At 46.6% G+C, this 17251-nt stretch carries 15 protein-coding genes; 1 reads left to right on the top strand and 14 read right to left on the bottom strand.

Annotation, left to right across the window (positions count from 1 at the left end; all coding sequences use genetic code 11):
• Positions 1 to 5: 5 nt before the first annotated feature.
• The 9 genes from GNE05_RS07415 to GNE05_RS07375 all read right to left on the bottom strand — a co-directional run bounded on the left by GNE05_RS07415 (position 6) and on the right by GNE05_RS07375 (position 10774).
• Positions 6 to 872 carry an NAD(P)-dependent oxidoreductase gene (locus GNE05_RS07415; protein WP_003154640.1) on the bottom strand — a complete coding sequence of 289 codons (867 nt, stop codon included), beginning with the start codon at positions 870 to 872 and terminating at the stop codon, positions 6 to 8.
• Between the two features lie 80 nt (positions 873 to 952).
• Positions 953 to 2920 carry a methyl-accepting chemotaxis protein gene (locus GNE05_RS07410; protein WP_160182627.1) on the bottom strand — a complete coding sequence of 656 codons (1968 nt, stop codon included), beginning with the start codon at positions 2918 to 2920 and terminating at the stop codon, positions 953 to 955.
• Between the two features lie 126 nt (positions 2921 to 3046).
• Positions 3047 to 4075, bottom strand: a complete 1029-nt coding sequence (splB, locus tag GNE05_RS07405; protein ID WP_160182626.1) for a spore photoproduct lyase — start codon at positions 4073 to 4075, stop codon at positions 3047 to 3049.
• 84 nt (positions 4076 to 4159) lie between these two features.
• Complete coding sequence (locus GNE05_RS07400; RefSeq protein WP_003154646.1) at positions 4160 to 4399, bottom strand: splAB operon transcriptional regulator SplA; 240 nt, start codon at positions 4397 to 4399, stop codon at positions 4160 to 4162.
• A gap of 87 nt (positions 4400 to 4486) precedes the next feature.
• Positions 4487 to 6202, bottom strand: coding sequence for a phosphoenolpyruvate--protein phosphotransferase (gene ptsP, locus GNE05_RS07395; RefSeq protein WP_080129869.1), 1716 nt, complete (start codon positions 6200 to 6202; stop codon positions 4487 to 4489).
• The gene (locus tag GNE05_RS07390) at positions 6202 to 6468 is read right to left on the bottom strand and encodes a phosphocarrier protein HPr (protein WP_003154654.1); all 267 of its coding nucleotides are present in this window, start codon (positions 6466 to 6468) and stop codon (positions 6202 to 6204) included. Before GNE05_RS07390 ends, ptsP begins: the two co-directional genes overlap by 1 nt.
• Before the next feature lie 96 nt (positions 6469 to 6564).
• Positions 6565 to 8661: a glucose-specific PTS transporter subunit IIBC gene (ptsG, locus tag GNE05_RS07385; RefSeq protein ID WP_007409599.1), complete on the bottom strand. Its 2097-nt coding sequence runs from the start codon at positions 8659 to 8661 to the stop codon at positions 6565 to 6567.
• A gap of 230 nt (positions 8662 to 8891) precedes the next feature.
• On the bottom strand, positions 8892 to 9758 hold the full coding sequence (gene glcT, locus GNE05_RS07380) for a glucose PTS transporter transcription antiterminator GlcT (protein WP_012117426.1): 867 nt from the start codon (positions 9756 to 9758) through the stop codon (positions 8892 to 8894).
• Positions 9759 to 9808: 50 nt separating this feature from the next.
• Positions 9809 to 10774, bottom strand: a complete 966-nt coding sequence (locus tag GNE05_RS07375) for a LacI family DNA-binding transcriptional regulator (RefSeq protein WP_160182625.1) — start codon at positions 10772 to 10774, stop codon at positions 9809 to 9811.
• Between the two features lie 97 nt (positions 10775 to 10871).
• Between GNE05_RS07375 and GNE05_RS21395 the strand changes: the two genes are divergently transcribed.
• The gene (locus GNE05_RS21395) at positions 10872 to 10997 is read left to right on the top strand and encodes a hypothetical protein (RefSeq protein WP_014721086.1); all 126 of its coding nucleotides are present in this window, start codon (positions 10872 to 10874) and stop codon (positions 10995 to 10997) included.
• Positions 10998 to 11054: 57 nt separating this feature from the next.
• Here GNE05_RS21395 and GNE05_RS07370 read toward each other — a convergent pair whose 3' ends face one another.
• The 5 genes from GNE05_RS07370 to GNE05_RS07350 form a co-directional block, all read right to left on the bottom strand.
• Positions 11055 to 12149, bottom strand: coding sequence for a M24 family metallopeptidase (locus tag GNE05_RS07370; RefSeq protein ID WP_007611047.1), 1095 nt, complete (start codon positions 12147 to 12149; stop codon positions 11055 to 11057).
• Positions 12150 to 12262: 113 nt separating this feature from the next.
• Positions 12263 to 14176, bottom strand: coding sequence for a heavy metal translocating P-type ATPase (locus tag GNE05_RS07365; protein WP_160182624.1), 1914 nt, complete (start codon positions 14174 to 14176; stop codon positions 12263 to 12265).
• 242 nt (positions 14177 to 14418) lie between these two features.
• On the bottom strand, positions 14419 to 14913 hold the full coding sequence (stoA, locus tag GNE05_RS07360) for an endospore biogenesis thiol-disulfide oxidoreductase StoA (protein ID WP_061862136.1): 495 nt from the start codon (positions 14911 to 14913) through the stop codon (positions 14419 to 14421).
• Between the two features lie 63 nt (positions 14914 to 14976).
• Complete coding sequence (locus tag GNE05_RS07355) at positions 14977 to 16317, bottom strand: polysaccharide biosynthesis protein (RefSeq protein WP_003154663.1); 1341 nt, start codon at positions 16315 to 16317, stop codon at positions 14977 to 14979.
• 115 nt (positions 16318 to 16432) lie between these two features.
• Positions 16433 to 17056, bottom strand: a complete 624-nt coding sequence (locus GNE05_RS07350) for a cell wall hydrolase (protein ID WP_014417591.1) — start codon at positions 17054 to 17056, stop codon at positions 16433 to 16435.
• Between the last annotated feature and the right edge of the window lie 195 nt (positions 17057 to 17251).

Here is a 17251-nt window from a genome sequence, read left to right as displayed (position 1 = left end):
CTTTTTTATTTCACCCAAAGTTTATAAATGCTTTGAGTTCCGCTGTTTTCTTCACCTTGCGCGGAAAGCTTGTCGTATAATGATTTGGCGAGCGCCAATCCGGGCATCTCTTCTCCCATGAGCTCCGCTTCTTCAAGAGCAATTCCCATGTCTTTAATAAAGTGTTTCACGTAGAATCCTGGTGCAAAATCGCCTTTCAGCATACGGGGGGCGAGATTTGACAATGACCAGCTTCCGGCAGCTCCGGTTGTAATGCTTTTCAGCACTTGTTCCGGGTTCAGACCGGATTTTTCAGCGTAAGCCATCGCTTCAGCCACTCCGACCATTCCCGCTGCAATCGCGATCTGATTGCACATTTTCGTATGCTGGCCGCTGCCAGCCGGCCCTTGATACTGAATGTTTTCCCCCATAACGGAGAAAAGCGGCAGGCATGCTTCAAACGCTTCTTTTTCTCCTCCGGCCATAATGGCAAGCGTTCCGTTCCTCGCGCCGATGTCTCCGCCGGAAACGGGTGCATCCAGGGCGTGAATGGATTTTTCTTTGGCTTTCTCCGCTATTTTCTTCGCCAGAGACGGTTTTGATGTCGTCATATCAATGACAAACGCCCCTTCTTTTGCGTGCCGGAGAATGCCGTTTTCGCCGAGATAGATTTCCTCGACATCACTCGGATAGCCGACCATGGTAATAATGATGTCTGCTTTCTCTGAAAGGTCTTTGACCGTCTCCTGCCAGACCGCTCCCTTATTCAGAATCTCTTCCGCTTTTTGTTTCGTCCGCGTGTAGACTAAAACAGGATAGCCCGCTTCTAAAATGTGCGATGCCATACTGTTTCCCATGACGCCCAACCCGATAAATCCGACCGTTTTGTTCACTGCGCTTTCCTCCCCTGATGCGATTCATATATCATTCTTTCATGTCTATATTACCATATTATAGGCTGATAGAGTCCGCGTTACAAGGTGAATTTAGAAATAGCGCTGATCAGATCTTCGCTCGCGCTCTTTAACATATCAGTCGATTGCTTTACTTTTTCAAGCGTAACGAGCTGTTCATCAGTAGAAGCATTCACTTCTTCCGCGGCTGCCGCTGATTCTTGAGAAATGGCGGAGATGCTTTGAATCGCTTCTTGAATCGCGGCTTGTTCTTCACTCATTTTTTGAATGTCATTGTAAATATGATCTATACCTTGAACGAGAGACTGCATTTCCGTCGTAATCAGATTGAGAACCTCACCCGTTTCATGAATGGCGCTGTTTTGTTCATCATTCATTCTGCTTGCCTCAATCATCGCGTGTGACGCTTCTTTTGTCTCAGATTGAATCAGCCGGACCGTTTCACTGATATGGCCGGAAGAAAGAGCTGATTGTTCAGCAAGCTTGCGGACTTCTTCAGCGACGACGGCAAAGCCTCGTCCGCTTTCTCCCGCTCTAGCGGCTTCAATACTCGCATTCAGCGCCAAGAGATTCGTCTGGTCTGAAATGGCGGATATTGCCGTCACGACTTCTTCTATGTTTTTCGTTTGTTCTTCCAGGTCATTCAGCATTGCCTCTACTTTTTTCGTTTCTGAATTGGCTTCGTTTGACTTCATCAGCAGCTGCCCGAGCGCGTCCAGTCCTTTGTAGCTGGCATCCTCTGAAGATTTTGAGAGTTGTTTTATGCTGCCTGCGCGATCTGCGATTCCTTTTATTTTGACTGAGAGATTTTCTGATTTTTCGTTGATCGTCTCAACCTCTGACGCTTGCTCTGTCGCTCCGGCGGCGACTTCCTCTATCGCTTTTGCGATTTGTCCGCTCGTTTCATTTGTTTCTTGTGAAATGACGGTTAGCTGGTCAGATGTATCAGACACATTTTCTGAGGAGGCCTTAACCTGTTCGACCATCTCTTTCATATTTTCAACCATTTGATTAAAGTCTTTTGTTAACTCGCCTACTTCATCTTTTGATTTCGTCTGGGCGCGGACGGTTAAATCTCCGGCTGAGACTGAATTTGTTTTGGCGATCAGCTGCTGAATCGGCCCGGTTATCGTTTTTGCTAGTAAATAGCTGAGTCCGATCGTAATCACAAGAGCGATCAGTGACATAAAAATGCTCACCGTGTTCATTTTGTCGGCTACTCCCATCAGCTGATCTTTTTCAAACTGCGTTCCGACTTTCCACCCTGTTTCTTTTACCGTTTGGTAGACGACCATGTTCCCCTGCAGCTCTTTGATGCCTTCTTTATCCGTAGTGATGTCTTTTAACGTCTGATCTTCCGACATATTTTTTCCCTGTTTTTCCGGATGCGCCAGCAGAGAACCGTTTTCATCCGCCAAAAACGCAAATCCTTTATATGGAACCTTTTGCTCGTTGACCATGCTCTGAATGGAGGACAGCTTCAGATCTAAGCTCGCCACTCCGACGACGGTTCCGCTGTTTTGAATGGCTTTTGACGCCGTCACGATCATGTCTCCCGTCACTGCATCTTTGTAAGGGTCAGTCCAGACAACCTTATCGGGTTTTTCGGCCGCCATCTTATACCACGTTCGATTTGTCGGATCATAGTCTTTGGCAAAGTCGGCCTTTGGATATGTAAACATTTGTTTGTTTGCGGTTCCGACATACGCAAGCGCGACATATTTGTCATTCTGTCCGATCTGTTTTAACTCATCATTAAAAAGCCGCGCGGTTTCTTTCTTCCCATCTGATAGAAAAGACCGGGACAATTCACCGCCTGCCAATCTCAATAATACGGTCTCATCATTTTTCAGCTGAAGCTCAATGTTCTGACCGAGTGAATTGGTGACATTCTCTGTCGTACGTTTTGCTTCCTCCGTCATCATCGGCTTTAATGTCAAATATGAAGAAACCGTTAAAAAAACAACCGTTACGATAAGCATTGCCGATACAAACACAGCAATTTTGATGTGCATTTTTTTAAACATAACCATCCCCTCCTGAGAGTTATATCGGTCTTTCGGCCAAGAAAATGAATAAACCTTGAAATAAATATCAAAAATTTCCGCCATTTGGCGCAGCAAAAAAAGAGCTGTCGTACCGACAGCTCCGCCTTACGTAAAATATTCGATTTTCGCTTTCGGAAAATAGGTTTCGATAAAAGATTCGAGTGTTTCCCTTAAGTCATGCTCTTCGTCTTTTTGGTATATATACTTGCCGATTCCGTAGCGTCCCCATTTGTATCTGCGCTTTTCTTCATCAAGCTCAAGCTTTGTTTTCGGATAGTTCTTCTCAATCACCCGCTTGGCCGGTTTTGTAAAACGGTGCTGGATCAGTTCAAATGTGATGTCATGCCGAACGTCTTCATCAAGCGCCGCATCCAGTTTCTCAAACAGTTCCTTATAGCCTTCCTCCCAGCCATCGTGAATATAAATCGGCGCCACGATGAAACCGAGCGGATAGCCCGCTTTAGCGACTTTGACGGCGGCTTCTATCCGTTTGTCGAGCGGAGAAGTTCCCGGTTCAAAGTTTTTAATGACATAATCCGCATTGATGCTGAATCTGAACCTAGTCTTTCCGTTATGTTTTGCATCAAGCAAATGATCGACGTGATGAAATTTAGTCACGAATCTGAGCTGTCCCAATTCGCTTTGTCCGAAATGTTCAATGGCTCTTTTTAATGTATGTGTCAGATGATCGATTCCTACGATATCAGACGTACAAGAGGCTTCAAATCTTGTAAATTCCGGCGCCCGTTCTTTCATATACTCATCAGCCTGATCCAGAATCTCTTCCACATTGACATATGTCCGAATGTAGGGCTTTGACCCCATCGTCGTCTGCAGGTAGCAATAGTGGCAATGCCCCATACAGCCCGTCGCAAATGGAATGGCATATTCGGCGGACGGCTTTGAAGAATCGAATTTCAGTGTTTTCCGGACGCCGATTACCAATGTTGATTTCGCGTTCCGGTATTGCTGCAAGTGATTTTTTCCCGGAATATTCCGGACTTGATTATGCGATGTCGTTTCTCTGATCTCAAGCCCCATGTTTTCAAACTTATTCTTCAGCTCTTGTCCTAACGGGTATTCGAGCGCTCTCGGTTCAATATAAACAAGCTGGGGCACAAACGGCTTCAGCATAGACAGACACTCCCTTTACATATTCTCATGTTGTTACTTTCCGTTTAAAAGAGAGTGAATATGCGTTGTAAACATTTCCTTTGATCAATGATACCGGTCTTCTTCAAAAAGCTCGCTGTAAAGCGCTTCCGCTTCCTCATATGTCGAAAAGACCGCGTCATCTTCGGCCAGCGGATGATAGGTTTCGTATAAAAACAGAGACAGTTCTCCCTCATGATACGGATGATGGACGATCTCCGCCTCTTTAATATGGGCAACATTGGCCGCATGCGGATTGCGGTAAATCACATAGACCGTATCCCCCGCTGCAAATGATTTTGTCATAATAATCCCTCCTGTTGAACGTTATTGTTCCCTCCTTTTTTCCGAATATGAAAAAAACCAGACGGCTTACACCGTCTGGCTTTTGTATTACTTATTGAATGTTTCTTTAACGAATGCGACAACCTCTTCTGTCGTGCTCATAGACAAGATTGTTTCTTTGAATGATTCAGCTTCTTTTTTAGAAAGCTTGCTGATCTGCGTTCTTGCCGGAAGGATGGATGTAGCGCTCATCGAGAACTCATCTAAGCCTAAGCCGAGAAGAATCGGAATCGCAATTTCGTCTCCCGCCATTTCTCCGCACATGCCGACCCATTTGCCCTCTTTGTGAGCGGCTTCAATAACAAGGGTGATCAGACGGAGAATCGCCGGATTGTATGGCTGATACAGATAAGCTACGCGCTCGTTCATGCGGTCAGCAGCCATCGTGTATTGGATCAAGTCATTTGTTCCGATACTGAAGAAGTCAACTTCTGCGGCAAACTGATCTGCGATCACGGCTGTAGACGGAATCTCTACCATCATACCGACTTCAATATCGTCAGAAACCGTTACGCCGGCTTCGACGAGTTTTTCTTTTTCTTCGAGAAGAATCGCTTTCGCCTGTTTAAACTCGTTTACTGTCGCAATCATCGGGAACATGATTTTTAAGTTTCCGTATGTACTTGCACGAAGCAGCGCACGAAGCTGAGTTCTGAAGATTTCTTGCTCTTCAAGGCAAAGGCGGATGGCTCTGTAGCCTAAGAACGGGTTCATTTCTTTAGGGAGCTGCAGGTAAGGAAGCTCTTTGTCGCCGCCGATATCCAATGTCCGCACGACAACTGATTTTCCTTCCATACGCTCAAGAACCGTTTTATAAGCGTCAAACTGCTCGTCTTCCGTCGGAAGCTGGTCGCGTCCCATGTAAAGGAATTCCGTACGGTAAAGCCCTACAGCTTCTCCTCCGTTTTCAAGAACGCCTTTTACATCGTCAGGTGTGCCGATATTTGCGGCAAGCTCTACATGATGGCCGTCTTTAGAAACAGTCGGTTCATTGACGAGCTTCGCCCACTCAGCTTTTTGCGCCAGGTAAGCACTGTGCTTTTCTTCATATTTCTTTAACGTTTCACTGGAAGGATCGATGATCACATCACCATCGATGCCGTCTACGATTACCGTAACACCGTTTTCAATTGTCCCTGTAGCCGCTTTTGTGCCGACGACAGCCGGAATTTCAAGCGAACGGGCCATGATCGCGGAGTGTGAAGTGCGTCCGCCGATATCAGTTGTAAAACCTTTTACAAACTGACGGTTTAATTGCGCCGTATCAGACGGTGTCAAATCTTCAGCCACGATAACAACCTCTTCTGAGATCATGCTCGGGTTCGGAATTTCCACGCCCAGCAGGTGCCCTGTCACACGTTTTGTTACGTCACGGATATCCGCCGCACGCTCTTTCATGTATTCGTTATCCATTGATTCAAACATAGTAACGAACATGGAAGCTGTTTCTTTCAAAGCGAATTCAGCATTGACTGAATCTGTGCTGATTTTCTCCTTTACCGGGTTCAACAGCTCAGGATCACTCAGAACTAAAAGGTGCGCGGAGAAAATGTCAGCTTTGTCTTGTCCCAGTTCTTTTAAAGCATGCTCTTTAATTTTTTCAAGCTCTTCTTTAGAACGTACAATCGCTTCATCAAAACGGCTTACTTCAGCCGCAGCATCAGCAATGTTTTTCTTTTCAACCGTTAAGTCCGGCTCTTCAAGCCGGTATGCTTTCGCAATCGCAATTCCGGCTGAAGCGCCTATTCCTTTTAATTCTTGCATTACTCGCCGAGTCCTTCGCTTTTCATTGTTTCTTCTAAAGCGTTAAGAGCATCGTTTTCGTCAGCGCCTGAAGCGGAAATTGTGATTTCAGCGCCTTTAGCAATACCTAGAGACATAACGCCCATGATTGACTTAAGGTTTACTGTTTTGCCGTTATATTCTAAGTTTACGTCAGCATCGTATTTGCTTGCAGTCTGTACAAGAACTGTCGCAGGACGAGCGTGGATTCCGGAATCTGCTGTTACTTTAAATGTTTTTTGTGCCATGATTATCATTCTCCTTTAAATTAAAGCTATTTTACTACACAATATTATATCATACAGCCGTACTTGTCATCTGACAAGCACGGCGTATTTATATGCTTATTTTCCGATTTTCACAATATCTTTTTGTTCCCGTTTTACGGTACCTTCGGCCGAAAGGGAAATCGCTTCACCCTCGGCAAGATTTGTAAAGACAATCGGTGTCATTAATGAAGGAACATGAGGTTTAACCGCTTCAAGATCAACTTCAAGCAGCTTTTGCCCCGGTTCAACCCGGTCACCCTCAGAAACAAAAGAAGTGAATCCTTCGCCTTTCAGACTGACTGTGTCGATTCCGAAATGAATCAGGATCTCTCTTCCGCCGTCAGACTGAAGGCCGATCGCATGTTTTGTCGGGAAAACATTCAGCACTTTTCCGCGGACAGGCGATACGACGATTCCTTCTTCAGGAAGAATCGCAAAACCGTCACCCATCATTTTTCCTGAGAACACCTGGTCAGGCACATCGGTAATCGGATGGATTTCGCCGGTGATCGGAGAAGCGAACACTTCTTCACCCTGCTCGTTTCGGAGCGGATCTGCGATAACCTCTTCAACCTGCTGGCTGACTTCTTCTTGTGCGGATACTTTCGGTTCAGGGCGCGGCGTGCGTCCGGCGATAATATCCTGCATCTGTGTTTTTAAACCGTCAGAACGCGGGCCGAAAATGGCCTGAATGTTGTTTCCGACTTCAAGAACGCCTGAGGCGCCAAGCTGTTTCAGACGGGCCTTATCCACTTTCTTCTGGTCGTTGACCGTAACGCGGAGTCTCGTGATACAAGCGTCAAGGTGCTTTATGTTTTCCTGGTCACCCATTGCCTGCAGGATTTCATAAGGAAGGTCGCCGGCTTCGCCTGAGGCGCCCGCACCTTCATCCGCAGCCTCTTCTTCACGGCCCGGCGTTTTCAGATTGAACTTTCTGATCGCAAACCGGAAACCGAAGTAGTAAATGACGGCTAATCCTAAGCCGACCGGAATGACAAGCCACCAAGCCGTCCGGTTAGGCAGAATTCCGAACAGGAAGTAGTCAATCAGACCGCCTGAGAAGGTCATACCGATTTTTACATGCAGCAGCTGCATAACCATAAAGGAAAGTCCCGCGAATACGCAGTGAATCGCAAACAGGATAGGAGCCACAAACAAGAATGAGAATTCAAGCGGCTCGGTAATTCCCGTTAAGAAACTTGTCAGAGCGGCAGAACCCATGATTCCGGCTACAAGTTTTTTCTTTTCAGGCTTCGCTTCATGATAGATTGCAAGCGCTGCCGCCGGAAGACCGAACATCATAAACGGATATTTCCCCGTCATAAATGTTCCCGCCGTCAGCTGTACGCCGTCTTTGATCTGAGCCATGAAAATCCGCTGATCTCCGCGGATGATGTCTCCGGCCGCATCTTTATAGCTGAAAAATTCATACCAGAACGGCGAGTAGAAAATGTGATGAAGACCGAACGGAATCAATGACCGCTCAATCATCCCGAAAATAAAGGCCGCCAAGGTTGGATTCGCTTCCACAAGACCCGTGGAGAAGGAATTCAGACCGTGCTGGATCGGAGGCCAGATCACTAACATAATAAGACCGAGAATTAATGCGGAAATCGATGTGATAATCGGGACGAACCGCTTACCCGCAAAGAATCCCAGGTACTGCGGAAGTTCAATTTTATAAAACTTGTTAAACAATAACGCGGCCAGAACCCCGACGATAATACCGCCGAACACGCCCGTCGCCAAAGTGGGTATCCCCAGCATGTTAATATAGGCCGGATGGTTTTCCGCAAAAAACTTTGCCCGTTCAATTTTGTCAGACGGAATACTGCCGTTTGCCATAAGCACGGCGCTCATGGATACGTTCATGACCAAGTATCCGATAATAGCCGCGATTCCGGCAACACCGTCTCCGTTGGCAAGACCGATCGCAACCCCTACTGCAAAAAGAAGCGGCAGGTTGTCAAATACGATTTGGCCGGCGCTTTCCATGACATTCGCCACAAGCTGAACGTTATCATTGCTTAAGAAGTGCATGACTTGAATCATATCTTTGTTCTGCATGGCATTCCCTAACGCAAGCAAGATCCCCGCAGCCGGTAAAATCGCAACCGGAAGCATAAGAGCACGGCCGATTTTCTGGAGAACGCCGAATAATGCTTTAAACATAAAAGATGTACCTCCTCTGTTAGCTAGTGTGACCTTACAGCGAAAATTCATGACAACGAATTCACTGGCGCAAGTCTTCAGTTTAACCGTTTACATTTGCCCTTTTACACAACAAAAAAGGCATGAGTAAAAAGGGTGTGCAAAATAACGGGACCGTTCTTCCCGTTTTTTACCCTCAATCACTCATGCCTGATCGAATCAGTGACACGTTTTTAAGGTTTCAACTGAAATTATGAAATTTTATTGGTTAATCGGTACAAATGAAGCGTGAGATAAACCGCTTCCGCCTCATGAACTGGTTTTTTCAGTATTTGCTGCAAGATTTTTATCAGTTTCCAAGCAGTATTGTAGCATAGCGGGTATTCATTTTTCAATAATAACATTAACTTTTCTGGTTCTTTTGTCTGCTCTTCCCGATTAATCCTGTCTATGGTAAATCTGATATGCCGGATCAGCCGCAAATAGTGGACGCTTTCTTTATTCACTTTCATCTGGAAAGATTCCTCAATCACCTGAACGAGCCGGGACATCAGCTGTGAATGCTGATTGACCTCTGAAAGGGGCCGATTCGTCAGGGCGGAGTGGATATGCAGAGCGATAAAGCCGATCTCCCCTTCCGGAAGGCAGATTCCCGTCTTTTCATTAATCATGCCGACGACTTCACGGGCAATTTGGAATTCTTCCGGATAAAGCGTTTCGGTTTCCATGAGAAACGGGTTTTTAATGTCAAAACCCTGCTGCAGCCGCTTTACCGCAAAGGCGATATGGTCAGTCAGCGCAATATGGATATGCTCATTTAACGGTTGGCTTGTCCGCTTCTTGATATGATAAATGACGTCATTGGAGATGTCGACAAGTGTCTCGTCCACATAACCGAGGAGCTTTTTAAATTGTTTTTGTTCTTTTTCATCCTTTAAGATGAACATCTTGTCATACCCTTTATCTTCAATGACATCCGCTTGTTTTTTTCCAAAGCCGATCCCTTTTCCGATTAAGACGACCTCACTGTATCTATCATGTGTTGCGATGAGCACATTGTTATTTAATACCTTTTCAACTGTAAAGGACCCCTTCATGATCCTCAGCTCCTTTGTCATTCAATACCTCATATCGTACAAAACGAACGGAAAGCGCGTCAATTCTTTTTTTAGACGGTTGATCGTTCAATAAGGCGGTAATCAAGAACTTTCCTTGCCGGAGGCCCGCCGCTGATCCTGTTCTCAAGCATGTGAAAAGCCTGCTTTCCCATTTCTTTTGTTTGTATATCTATTGTGGAAATACCTAACATCTTGCTGATATCATGATTGTCGATGCTCAAAATCGCAAGCTCTTCCGGGATGCGCGTCCCGTTTGCCTTGGCTTCAAGGTAAAGACCTGCGGATACTTGATCATTCGCCGCAAACAGCGCAGTCGGTTTGTCATCCCAGCTCTTCCATCTCTGAAAAAGGGCTTTCCCGTCAAGCAGCGTCAGCGCCTTTTCCACAACCAGCTCTTCCCTGTAAGGCTGCCCGATCTTCTTGAGCGCCTCTTTGTATGCGGCAATGCGTACTTGACTGTTTTCTCCCTTTTTTCTGGCCAGGCTGATCGCTATTTTCCGGTGTCCCTTTTCTATCAGATAATCCAGACCGTGCCGAAATGCTTCCCGATGCGGATTACTGATGGAGGAAAGCCCCGCCGCATCAGTGTACTGGCAGAGGATGAGCGGTTCTTTCACGGTAAGCAGATGCTCATCAGGAATTGCTTTTGAGCAGATAATCAGGCCGTCCACTTGGCGCTCCTGTAATTGTGATAAAGCAAAACGTTCTTTTTGCTGCTGATAATCTGTCTGGTATAAAGAAAGATGCACGCCTGACGCTTCGGCAGCCTCGGCAATACCTGTGACAAGGTCTGCAAAATACGGCAGATTCACCGACGGAAGCACAACGCCGATCATATCGGAAAAACCTTTGGATAAATGTACAGCATGAATGTTGCGCGTATATCCGAGCGATTGCATCGCTTTTTTCACTCTTTCTCTTTTGTCCTTACTTACATAAGGATGATCGTTTAATACTCTTGATACCGTTGTAACGGAAACTCCGGCAGCGCCGGCAATGTCTCTGATCGTAGCCATGGCGTCCCCCTTTCTTTTTTCCCTTGATCTGGAATGCGTTTCATACAGTAAGCTAGAAACAGAAACAGCCTATTCGTTTGAAAGGAGAAGAACAGCGATGGGGATTCTTTGCTTAATCGGTTTGTGTCTCGCCATAGTCGGCGGCAGTTACCTTGCCATGCGGCCCCTGAATGAAAAGCATGACATCAAACCATTTCAGCATTTTGATGATTTTTTCATTTAAAAGGTGATAAAAAAGGACGCTGCGTTCCAGAATCGTCCTTTTTTATCACAAAGCTTTCTATTTCAGAATCGTTAATTCTTTCGGATACTGCGTTAATGCTTCGGCGCCGTCTTTTGTGACGAACACATCGTCTTCAATGCGCACGCCGCCGACATCCGGCACGTAAATCCCCGGTTCTATCGTGTATACCATGCCTTCTTTGAGGAGTGTGTCGTTCGCGCTGCTCATTGATGGATATTCGTGAACCGAAATCCCGAGTCCGTGGCCGAGGCGGTGCGGGAAATAGTCTCCGTATCCGGCTTTTTCAATAATGCCGCGGGCTTTTAAATCGAGATCGCCGATTCTGACGCCTGGTTTGCTTAATTGAAGCGCCGCCTGTTCAGCTTTAAGCACCGTTTCGTAAATCTCTTCCTGTTTCGGGCTGATTGATTGGTATGCGAATGTTCTCGTAATGTCTGAACAGTAGCCGTCAAGAATAACGCCCAGATCAAACAGAACGAAATCGCCTTTTTTCAACCGGTCTGCACCCGGATTCCCATGGGGCTGGCCTGATTTTTCCCCGAACAGCACCATCGTTGAAAATGACATGCCCTGTACACCTTTTTTCTTCAGCTCAAACTCAATCTGCGCGAGTACTTCGGTTTCACTCACACCCTCTTTGAGCGCCGCAACACCGACTTCAACTCCGTAATCCGCGAGTTTTGCCGCTTCCCTGAGAATGCTGATTTCCTTCTCATCTTTCACAAGACGGAATTGGTTTAGCGTTTCTTCTGCCGAAACAAATGCCGCGCCCCCTGAAGCTTGTTTGAGCTGTTCTGAGCGGGAAAGAGAGATCGAATCCTTTTCAACCGCGATGGAATCAAGCCGCACATTTCGTTTTGTGAGCTCGGCTTTGATCAGCTCCCACGGATCTTCGTGATCGCCGTAGCCGATAATACCATGCTCCCACCCGGCGCTGCGGGCTTGTCCGGCTTCCATTCCCGGGCAAACGAAAAACGGCTCCTGTTCCTGAAACAGGAACAATCCCATTAACCGCTCATGCGGATCTGTGTAAAAATCAGTTAAATAAAATACGTTTTCCTTTGTATGTATAAACGCCGCATCATGTCCTTCTTTTTTCAGCCAAGATGAAACACGTTCTAATCTGTTCATTTTTTGCTTTTCCTCCTTACCAAAGTGACTCTTTATTCATTCTATCAGTTTTCCGGCGTTTATGCTGTGAACGAACATTAAAAAAACAGCCGCCCGATGTGCGGCTGTCATGTTTATTTTAATAATCTCAGTCCGTTCAGAATGACCAGGATCGTGCTCCCCTCATGCCCGATCACGCCAAACGGCAGTTCCATCACCTGCAGAAAGTTAGCGCAGATCAAAAGGCAGATGACCGAGAGCGAGAAAACAATATTCTGCTTAATAATCCGGTTCATTTTCCTTGAGAGTCTGCACATTTTCACAAGCTTGTGAAGATCATTTTTCATAAGGACTAAGTCAGCCGTTTCAAGGGCCACGTCCGTTCCCCCGCCCATCGCAATACCGACGTCAGCGGTTTTCAGAGCGGGCGCGTCATTAATGCCGTCCCCCACCATGGCGATTGTGCCGTACGTTTCTTTCAGCTTCTTCACTTCTTTTGCCTTTTGGTCCGGCAGACAATCGGCAACAACCGTCGTCATGCCCGCCTCTTTTGCAATGGCAGCCGCAGTTTCAGACTGATCGCCGGTGAGCATGGCTGTTTTAATGCCCAGTGATTCAAGCTCAGCCATCACGGCTTTCGCTTCAGGTCGGATTTGATCCTTTAAGGCAAAGCAGCCCGCAATCCGGTCATCTTTTTTAACAAAGACCAGTGTAAAGCCTTTATCCTTTAATTCTTTTCCCGATGTCTGCAAAAAAGCATCTGCCGCATCTTCACCTGCAAATCCCGCTTTTCCGACCATCCATTTGACGCCTTCTATTTCAGCCTGAACACCGAATCCGGACGTCTCGTCAATCGATAGATGTCCTGCGGACGCGGCGCCCCGGCTTTCGGCAAATTCAGCTATCGCTTTTGCAAGCGGGTGGCTTGATTGCTTTTCTATCGCATACACCGCCTGCATGATCTCATCTTCACTCACATTTTCCGCAGCTTGAAATGCCGCGACTGCCGGCTGTCCCTTAGTGACCGTGCCGGTTTTGTCAAAAGCGATCATCCGTACGCTTCCCAGCTGCTCTAAAAACACACTTCCTTTAACCAATAATCCGTTGCGGGCCCCATTTGAGATAAGGGAAAGCGCAGCGGGCATAATAGAAGCGACAAGCGCGCACGGGGAGGCGACCACCATAAACACCATCGCCCGGTAAAAGGTTTCACTCCAGCTCCAGCCTAAAGCGAAATGAGGAACGAATAAAAGCAAAGCCACGGCTAACAGCACGCCTTTGACATAGACACTTTCGAACCGCTCAATAAATGCCTGAGCCGGTGACACGCTGTTTTGGGCTGATTCCACCAGCCGGATGATTTTTCTGAATAAAGACTGTTCATTTGTTTTCGTCACACGGACCGTTAAGGAGCCGTTTCCGTTTACCGTTCCTGTAAACACAGAATCTCCGGCTGTTTTTTCCGCCGGCATCGCTTCACCCGTAAGCGCCGATTCATCGAGGCTCGTCACGCCAGACTCAATGATCCCGTCTGCCGCTACGCGTTCGCCCGGCTTAATGACGATCATGTCACCGATCTTAAGTTCAGCAGCCGGCACCCGCTTTTCCCGTCCGTCCTCAAGCAGAGTCGCTTCCTCCGGTTCCAGTTTCATCAAAGAGGTTAAATCACGGCTGCTTTTATTCATCGTGTATGTTTCGAGCGCGCCGCTTAACGAAAAAATAAAAATAAGAACAGCGCCTTCCGCCCAATAACCGATCAGGGCGGAGCCGACAGCCGCAAAAATCATCAGCAGTTCCACATTTAACGCCTTCGTCTCAATGGTATCCTCAATTCCCTCTTTCGCTTTTGCAAATCCCCCGATCAGGAAGGCAAGGATATACAAAGTGACGGACAGGCCTTTTGTTTCGGTAAAAAACCAGGCCGCAAGAATAAGGACGCCGGATACGAGCGCCGCAATGAGTTCTGCATGCTGGAGCCACTTTTTTCCGGCCCGCTCTTCTTGTATGTGCTGTTGTGAATGGGTTTGTGTCATCACTTGTTCATTCATTATGAATTCTCCTCTCTAATTGAGAACGCAAATCATCTTCAATTCCCCGATAAAAGCAAAACAGCCGCCTGACAGGCAGCATTTTCACAGTGTTATCGCAGTGTTTTCTTTATTATAGCATGCCGGCGGAAGATTTCAATTATAATTGTTTTAATTTCTTTTTGATAATAATTATCATTAGTGTTTCTTCAGCTGTTCATTATATGCAAAAAAGGTGCGGGAGGAATTCCTCCCGCACCTTTTTATTTCTCTGACCATTCTTTTAATTGTGAGACGGTCATCGGACCGACGATCTTTTTTTCGATTTCTCCTTTTTCATTCAGCAGAAATGACGTGGGAATCGTCATGACATCGTATTCCTTCATAAGCTCGCCTTTCGTGTCAAGAACAATCGGGAAAGTGAGGTGGTGCTGACTGACAAAGTTTTGAACGGTATTTTTGTTTCGCTCGGCATTCATCAGATTTACCGTTACAAGGCTTACATCATCGGACTGATGCTGTTCATAATACGTTTGGAACTGCGGCAGTTCTTTTTTGCACGGCGGACACCACGATGTCCAAAAATGCAATATCGTTTTCTGCCCTTTATTCGGAATCGATATCTCGTCTCCTTCAATCGTCTTCATCAGAAACACGGCGGGAACTGCCTGTTTTTCTGATGAGGCGTTTGCTTCAGGCATCCAGACGGCGGCAGCTATCAAAAGGACTGCACATACAATTAGGCGGTTTTTATGCATATGATCTTCCTTTCACGCGTTTTCGGATAGCTTGCCCTTCCTTATTGAAATGTATCAGCCTTTTCAGCTTTCGATCCGGGGCGCTGTTCTTCCGCCGCCCGTCAAAAACACGGAGACACCGAGGTCTTTGCAGATCGTCGCGTAATGTAAACTTGTCAGAAGAATCATGCCGGTATTCATGCCGAGTATAATGCCGAGCATTTGCAATTCCGGCATAGAACCGAGCACATACATCATCGAAAGCCCTACAATGCTGCTCCATACGTTATGATAAAACGCCGTTTTCACGTGGCCGATACCGATCAGACAGGCCTGAAGCGGCATCACAAACAGGTGAAAAAGAAAAAACGGCCACAAAAGCTGCAAATAATACTGCGCTTCCGGAGACTGAAAAAACAAATGGGTCAGCGGGCCCGCGAACTGAAACATGACCCAGACTGCCGGAATGCCGTAGCCGAATGTAATAAAAATCGCTTGTCTCAGCCGTTTCAGCACAATATCATATTGGGACAGCGCATACGCTTCTGAAATGCTGGGAATCATGACGACCATCAGCGAATGGGCGATAAATGCGGGAAACGAACCGATTGTCATCGCTACACCGGCAAGCATGCCGTATTGATCAATTGCGGCTGTCCCGGCTGCCCCGGACGCCAGCAGCGCTCCTTTCACTAAAAAGGGTTCAATGGCGTTCGTCACGGCATGAAATATACGAAGTCCCGTTGTCGGGATGGATACGGCCAGGAGGCGTTTCCGCACGTCTTTCCCGCGAAGATGAATGTGCTGATGGCCGGAAAGCGCCCTCCGCGCCAAAATAAACTGCGTATACAAGTAAACGAACACCACGACATCGCTTGCGACCAGCACAAATAACGAAATGAGCACGGCCATATCAATTTCAAAAGAGTACCATTGAAAAAAGATAAACAGACAAAGCACTTGAATGATTTTTTTCAAGACATTCGCAACCGCGATTTTTCCCATTTGCTGCACACCCATAAAATAACCTCTGGCGATGGATGTAAAAGCGACGACTGGAATCAGCCCGATGACAATCCCTTTAATAAACGGGTGATACGTATCGAATACAGGAATGAACGGCAGCGCGATGCTTGCGGCCGCGGTTGAAAACGCGGTAAAAACGGCGGTCATTCTGAAGGCATGCCGGAGCATGCTTTCATGCAGCTTCTGATTGGATTCCGCGATGAATTTTGAAATGGAGATCGGAAGCTCCAGACTGGCGATCACGATAATTAAAAAAATGGTGGGCAGAATGCTCATGTAAAGCCCCATCCCATGCTCGCCAAGCTCCCGCGCCAGTATCATATTCACGACAAATTCCAGACATTCCGCGAAAAAGGCGGCGATGGATAAAAGAATGATCCCTTTCACAAATCGATTCATGGTGTCTCTCCTTGTCTCTCGTTCTTCCATCATCATATGAGACAAGTTCTGAAAATATTTTCGATTTCTCAAAATTGAAAAAAGCATAGCCGGGATATTTTTGATCCCGCTATGCTTACATCGCAAATACGTGTCTGCCGATCCGTTCGATAATTTTTCGGGAACGGATCCAGTGGTCAGATGCCGTTTTCGGATTGTAGAAAAACAACGCGTTCGTTTCTCTGCCCGGATGGTCAAGCGCCTCATTTGCGGCGGCGACGGAATCCTTATCCGGCTTTTGATTAATGCTTCCGTTTGCTACCGGTTCAAATGCATTCCTTTGATAGATCACGCCCCGAATGGTATCCGGGAAGCCGTTTTTTTCAGTGCGGTTCAGCACTACGCTGGCTACCGCAACCTTCCCTTTATAAGATTCACCTTTCGCTTCTGCGTGAACGAGACGTGCCAGAAGTTGTCTGTCAGCGCGGGAATACGTTTTTTTCGGCGGCTGATAAGCCGTCTCTTCCGGTTTTGCTTTCTTCTCTTGGTGAGATGACAGCTTTATCGGTTGGATAGAATGCTTATGATCCGTTTTTGAAAGCTTCGGAACCGAGCTTTTTTTATTTAAATCAGCAACCAGAGTGCTGGGTTCTTGCTTTGGCTTCTTCGCAAAAGTAAACAGAGCTTCTGTATGTTCAATTTTTGATGCAGGCATAAAACATAGAAAAAAGACAGCCAAGGCAGCAAATTTTGTCGTCATACGATTTCCTCCTTAAATACTTCACTACCTTAACAAGAGCTGTGCGCAAATTCACGGTTAAAGATTTTCCAGTGCTCCCAATCAGCTTTTATGATGGAAGATGTTCGTTAACAGCCTTGTTATTGGCAGGAAAACAGCCGTCATTTTCACAACATTAACCAAATAGCAGTAAAAGTATCCATCGGAGGGATTTTA

The organism is Bacillus sp. AM1(2019), from assembly GCF_009906915.1.
GTDB classification, from domain to species: domain Bacteria; phylum Bacillota; class Bacilli; order Bacillales; family Bacillaceae; genus Bacillus; species Bacillus velezensis.
The sequence above is the reverse complement of the archived record's forward strand: the minus strand, read 5'-3'. Positions and strand labels throughout refer to the sequence as shown.

Bases quoted from the DNA above. Each gene is read 5' to 3' on its own strand.
- GNE05_RS21395 (WP_014721086.1), top strand. From the start codon at position 10,872: ATGGGGATTCTTTGCTTAATCGGTTTGTGTCTCGCCATAGTCGGCGGC.
- ptsP (WP_080129869.1), bottom strand. From the start codon at position 6,202: ATGCAAGAATTAAAAGGAATAGGCGCTTCAGCCGGAATTGCGATTGCG.
- GNE05_RS07390 (WP_003154654.1), bottom strand. From the start codon at position 6,468: ATGGCACAAAAAACATTTAAAGTAACAGCAGATTCCGGAATCCACGCT.
- GNE05_RS07365 (WP_160182624.1), bottom strand. From the start codon at position 14,176: ATGAATGAACAAGTGATGACACAAACCCATTCACAACAGCACATACAA.
- ptsG (WP_007409599.1), bottom strand. From the start codon at position 8,661: ATGTTTAAAGCATTATTCGGCGTTCTCCAGAAAATCGGCCGTGCTCTT.
- GNE05_RS07400 (WP_003154646.1), bottom strand. From the start codon at position 4,399: ATGACAAAATCATTTGCAGCGGGGGATACGGTCTATGTGATTTACCGC.
- GNE05_RS07355 (WP_003154663.1), bottom strand. From the start codon at position 16,317: ATGAATCGATTTGTGAAAGGGATCATTCTTTTATCCATCGCCGCCTTT.
- glcT (WP_012117426.1), bottom strand. From the start codon at position 9,758: ATGACAAAGGAGCTGAGGATCATGAAGGGGTCCTTTACAGTTGAAAAG.
- GNE05_RS07370 (WP_007611047.1), bottom strand. From the start codon at position 12,149: ATGAACAGATTAGAACGTGTTTCATCTTGGCTGAAAAAAGAAGGACAT.
- GNE05_RS07410 (WP_160182627.1), bottom strand. From the start codon at position 2,920: ATGTTTAAAAAAATGCACATCAAAATTGCTGTGTTTGTATCGGCAATG.
- stoA (WP_061862136.1), bottom strand. From the start codon at position 14,913: ATGCATAAAAACCGCCTAATTGTATGTGCAGTCCTTTTGATAGCTGCC.
- GNE05_RS07350 (WP_014417591.1), bottom strand. From the start codon at position 17,056: ATGACGACAAAATTTGCTGCCTTGGCTGTCTTTTTTCTATGTTTTATG.
- splB (WP_160182626.1), bottom strand. From the start codon at position 4,075: ATGCTGAAGCCGTTTGTGCCCCAGCTTGTTTATATTGAACCGAGAGCG.
- GNE05_RS07375 (WP_160182625.1), bottom strand. From the start codon at position 10,774: ATGGCTACGATCAGAGACATTGCCGGCGCTGCCGGAGTTTCCGTTACA.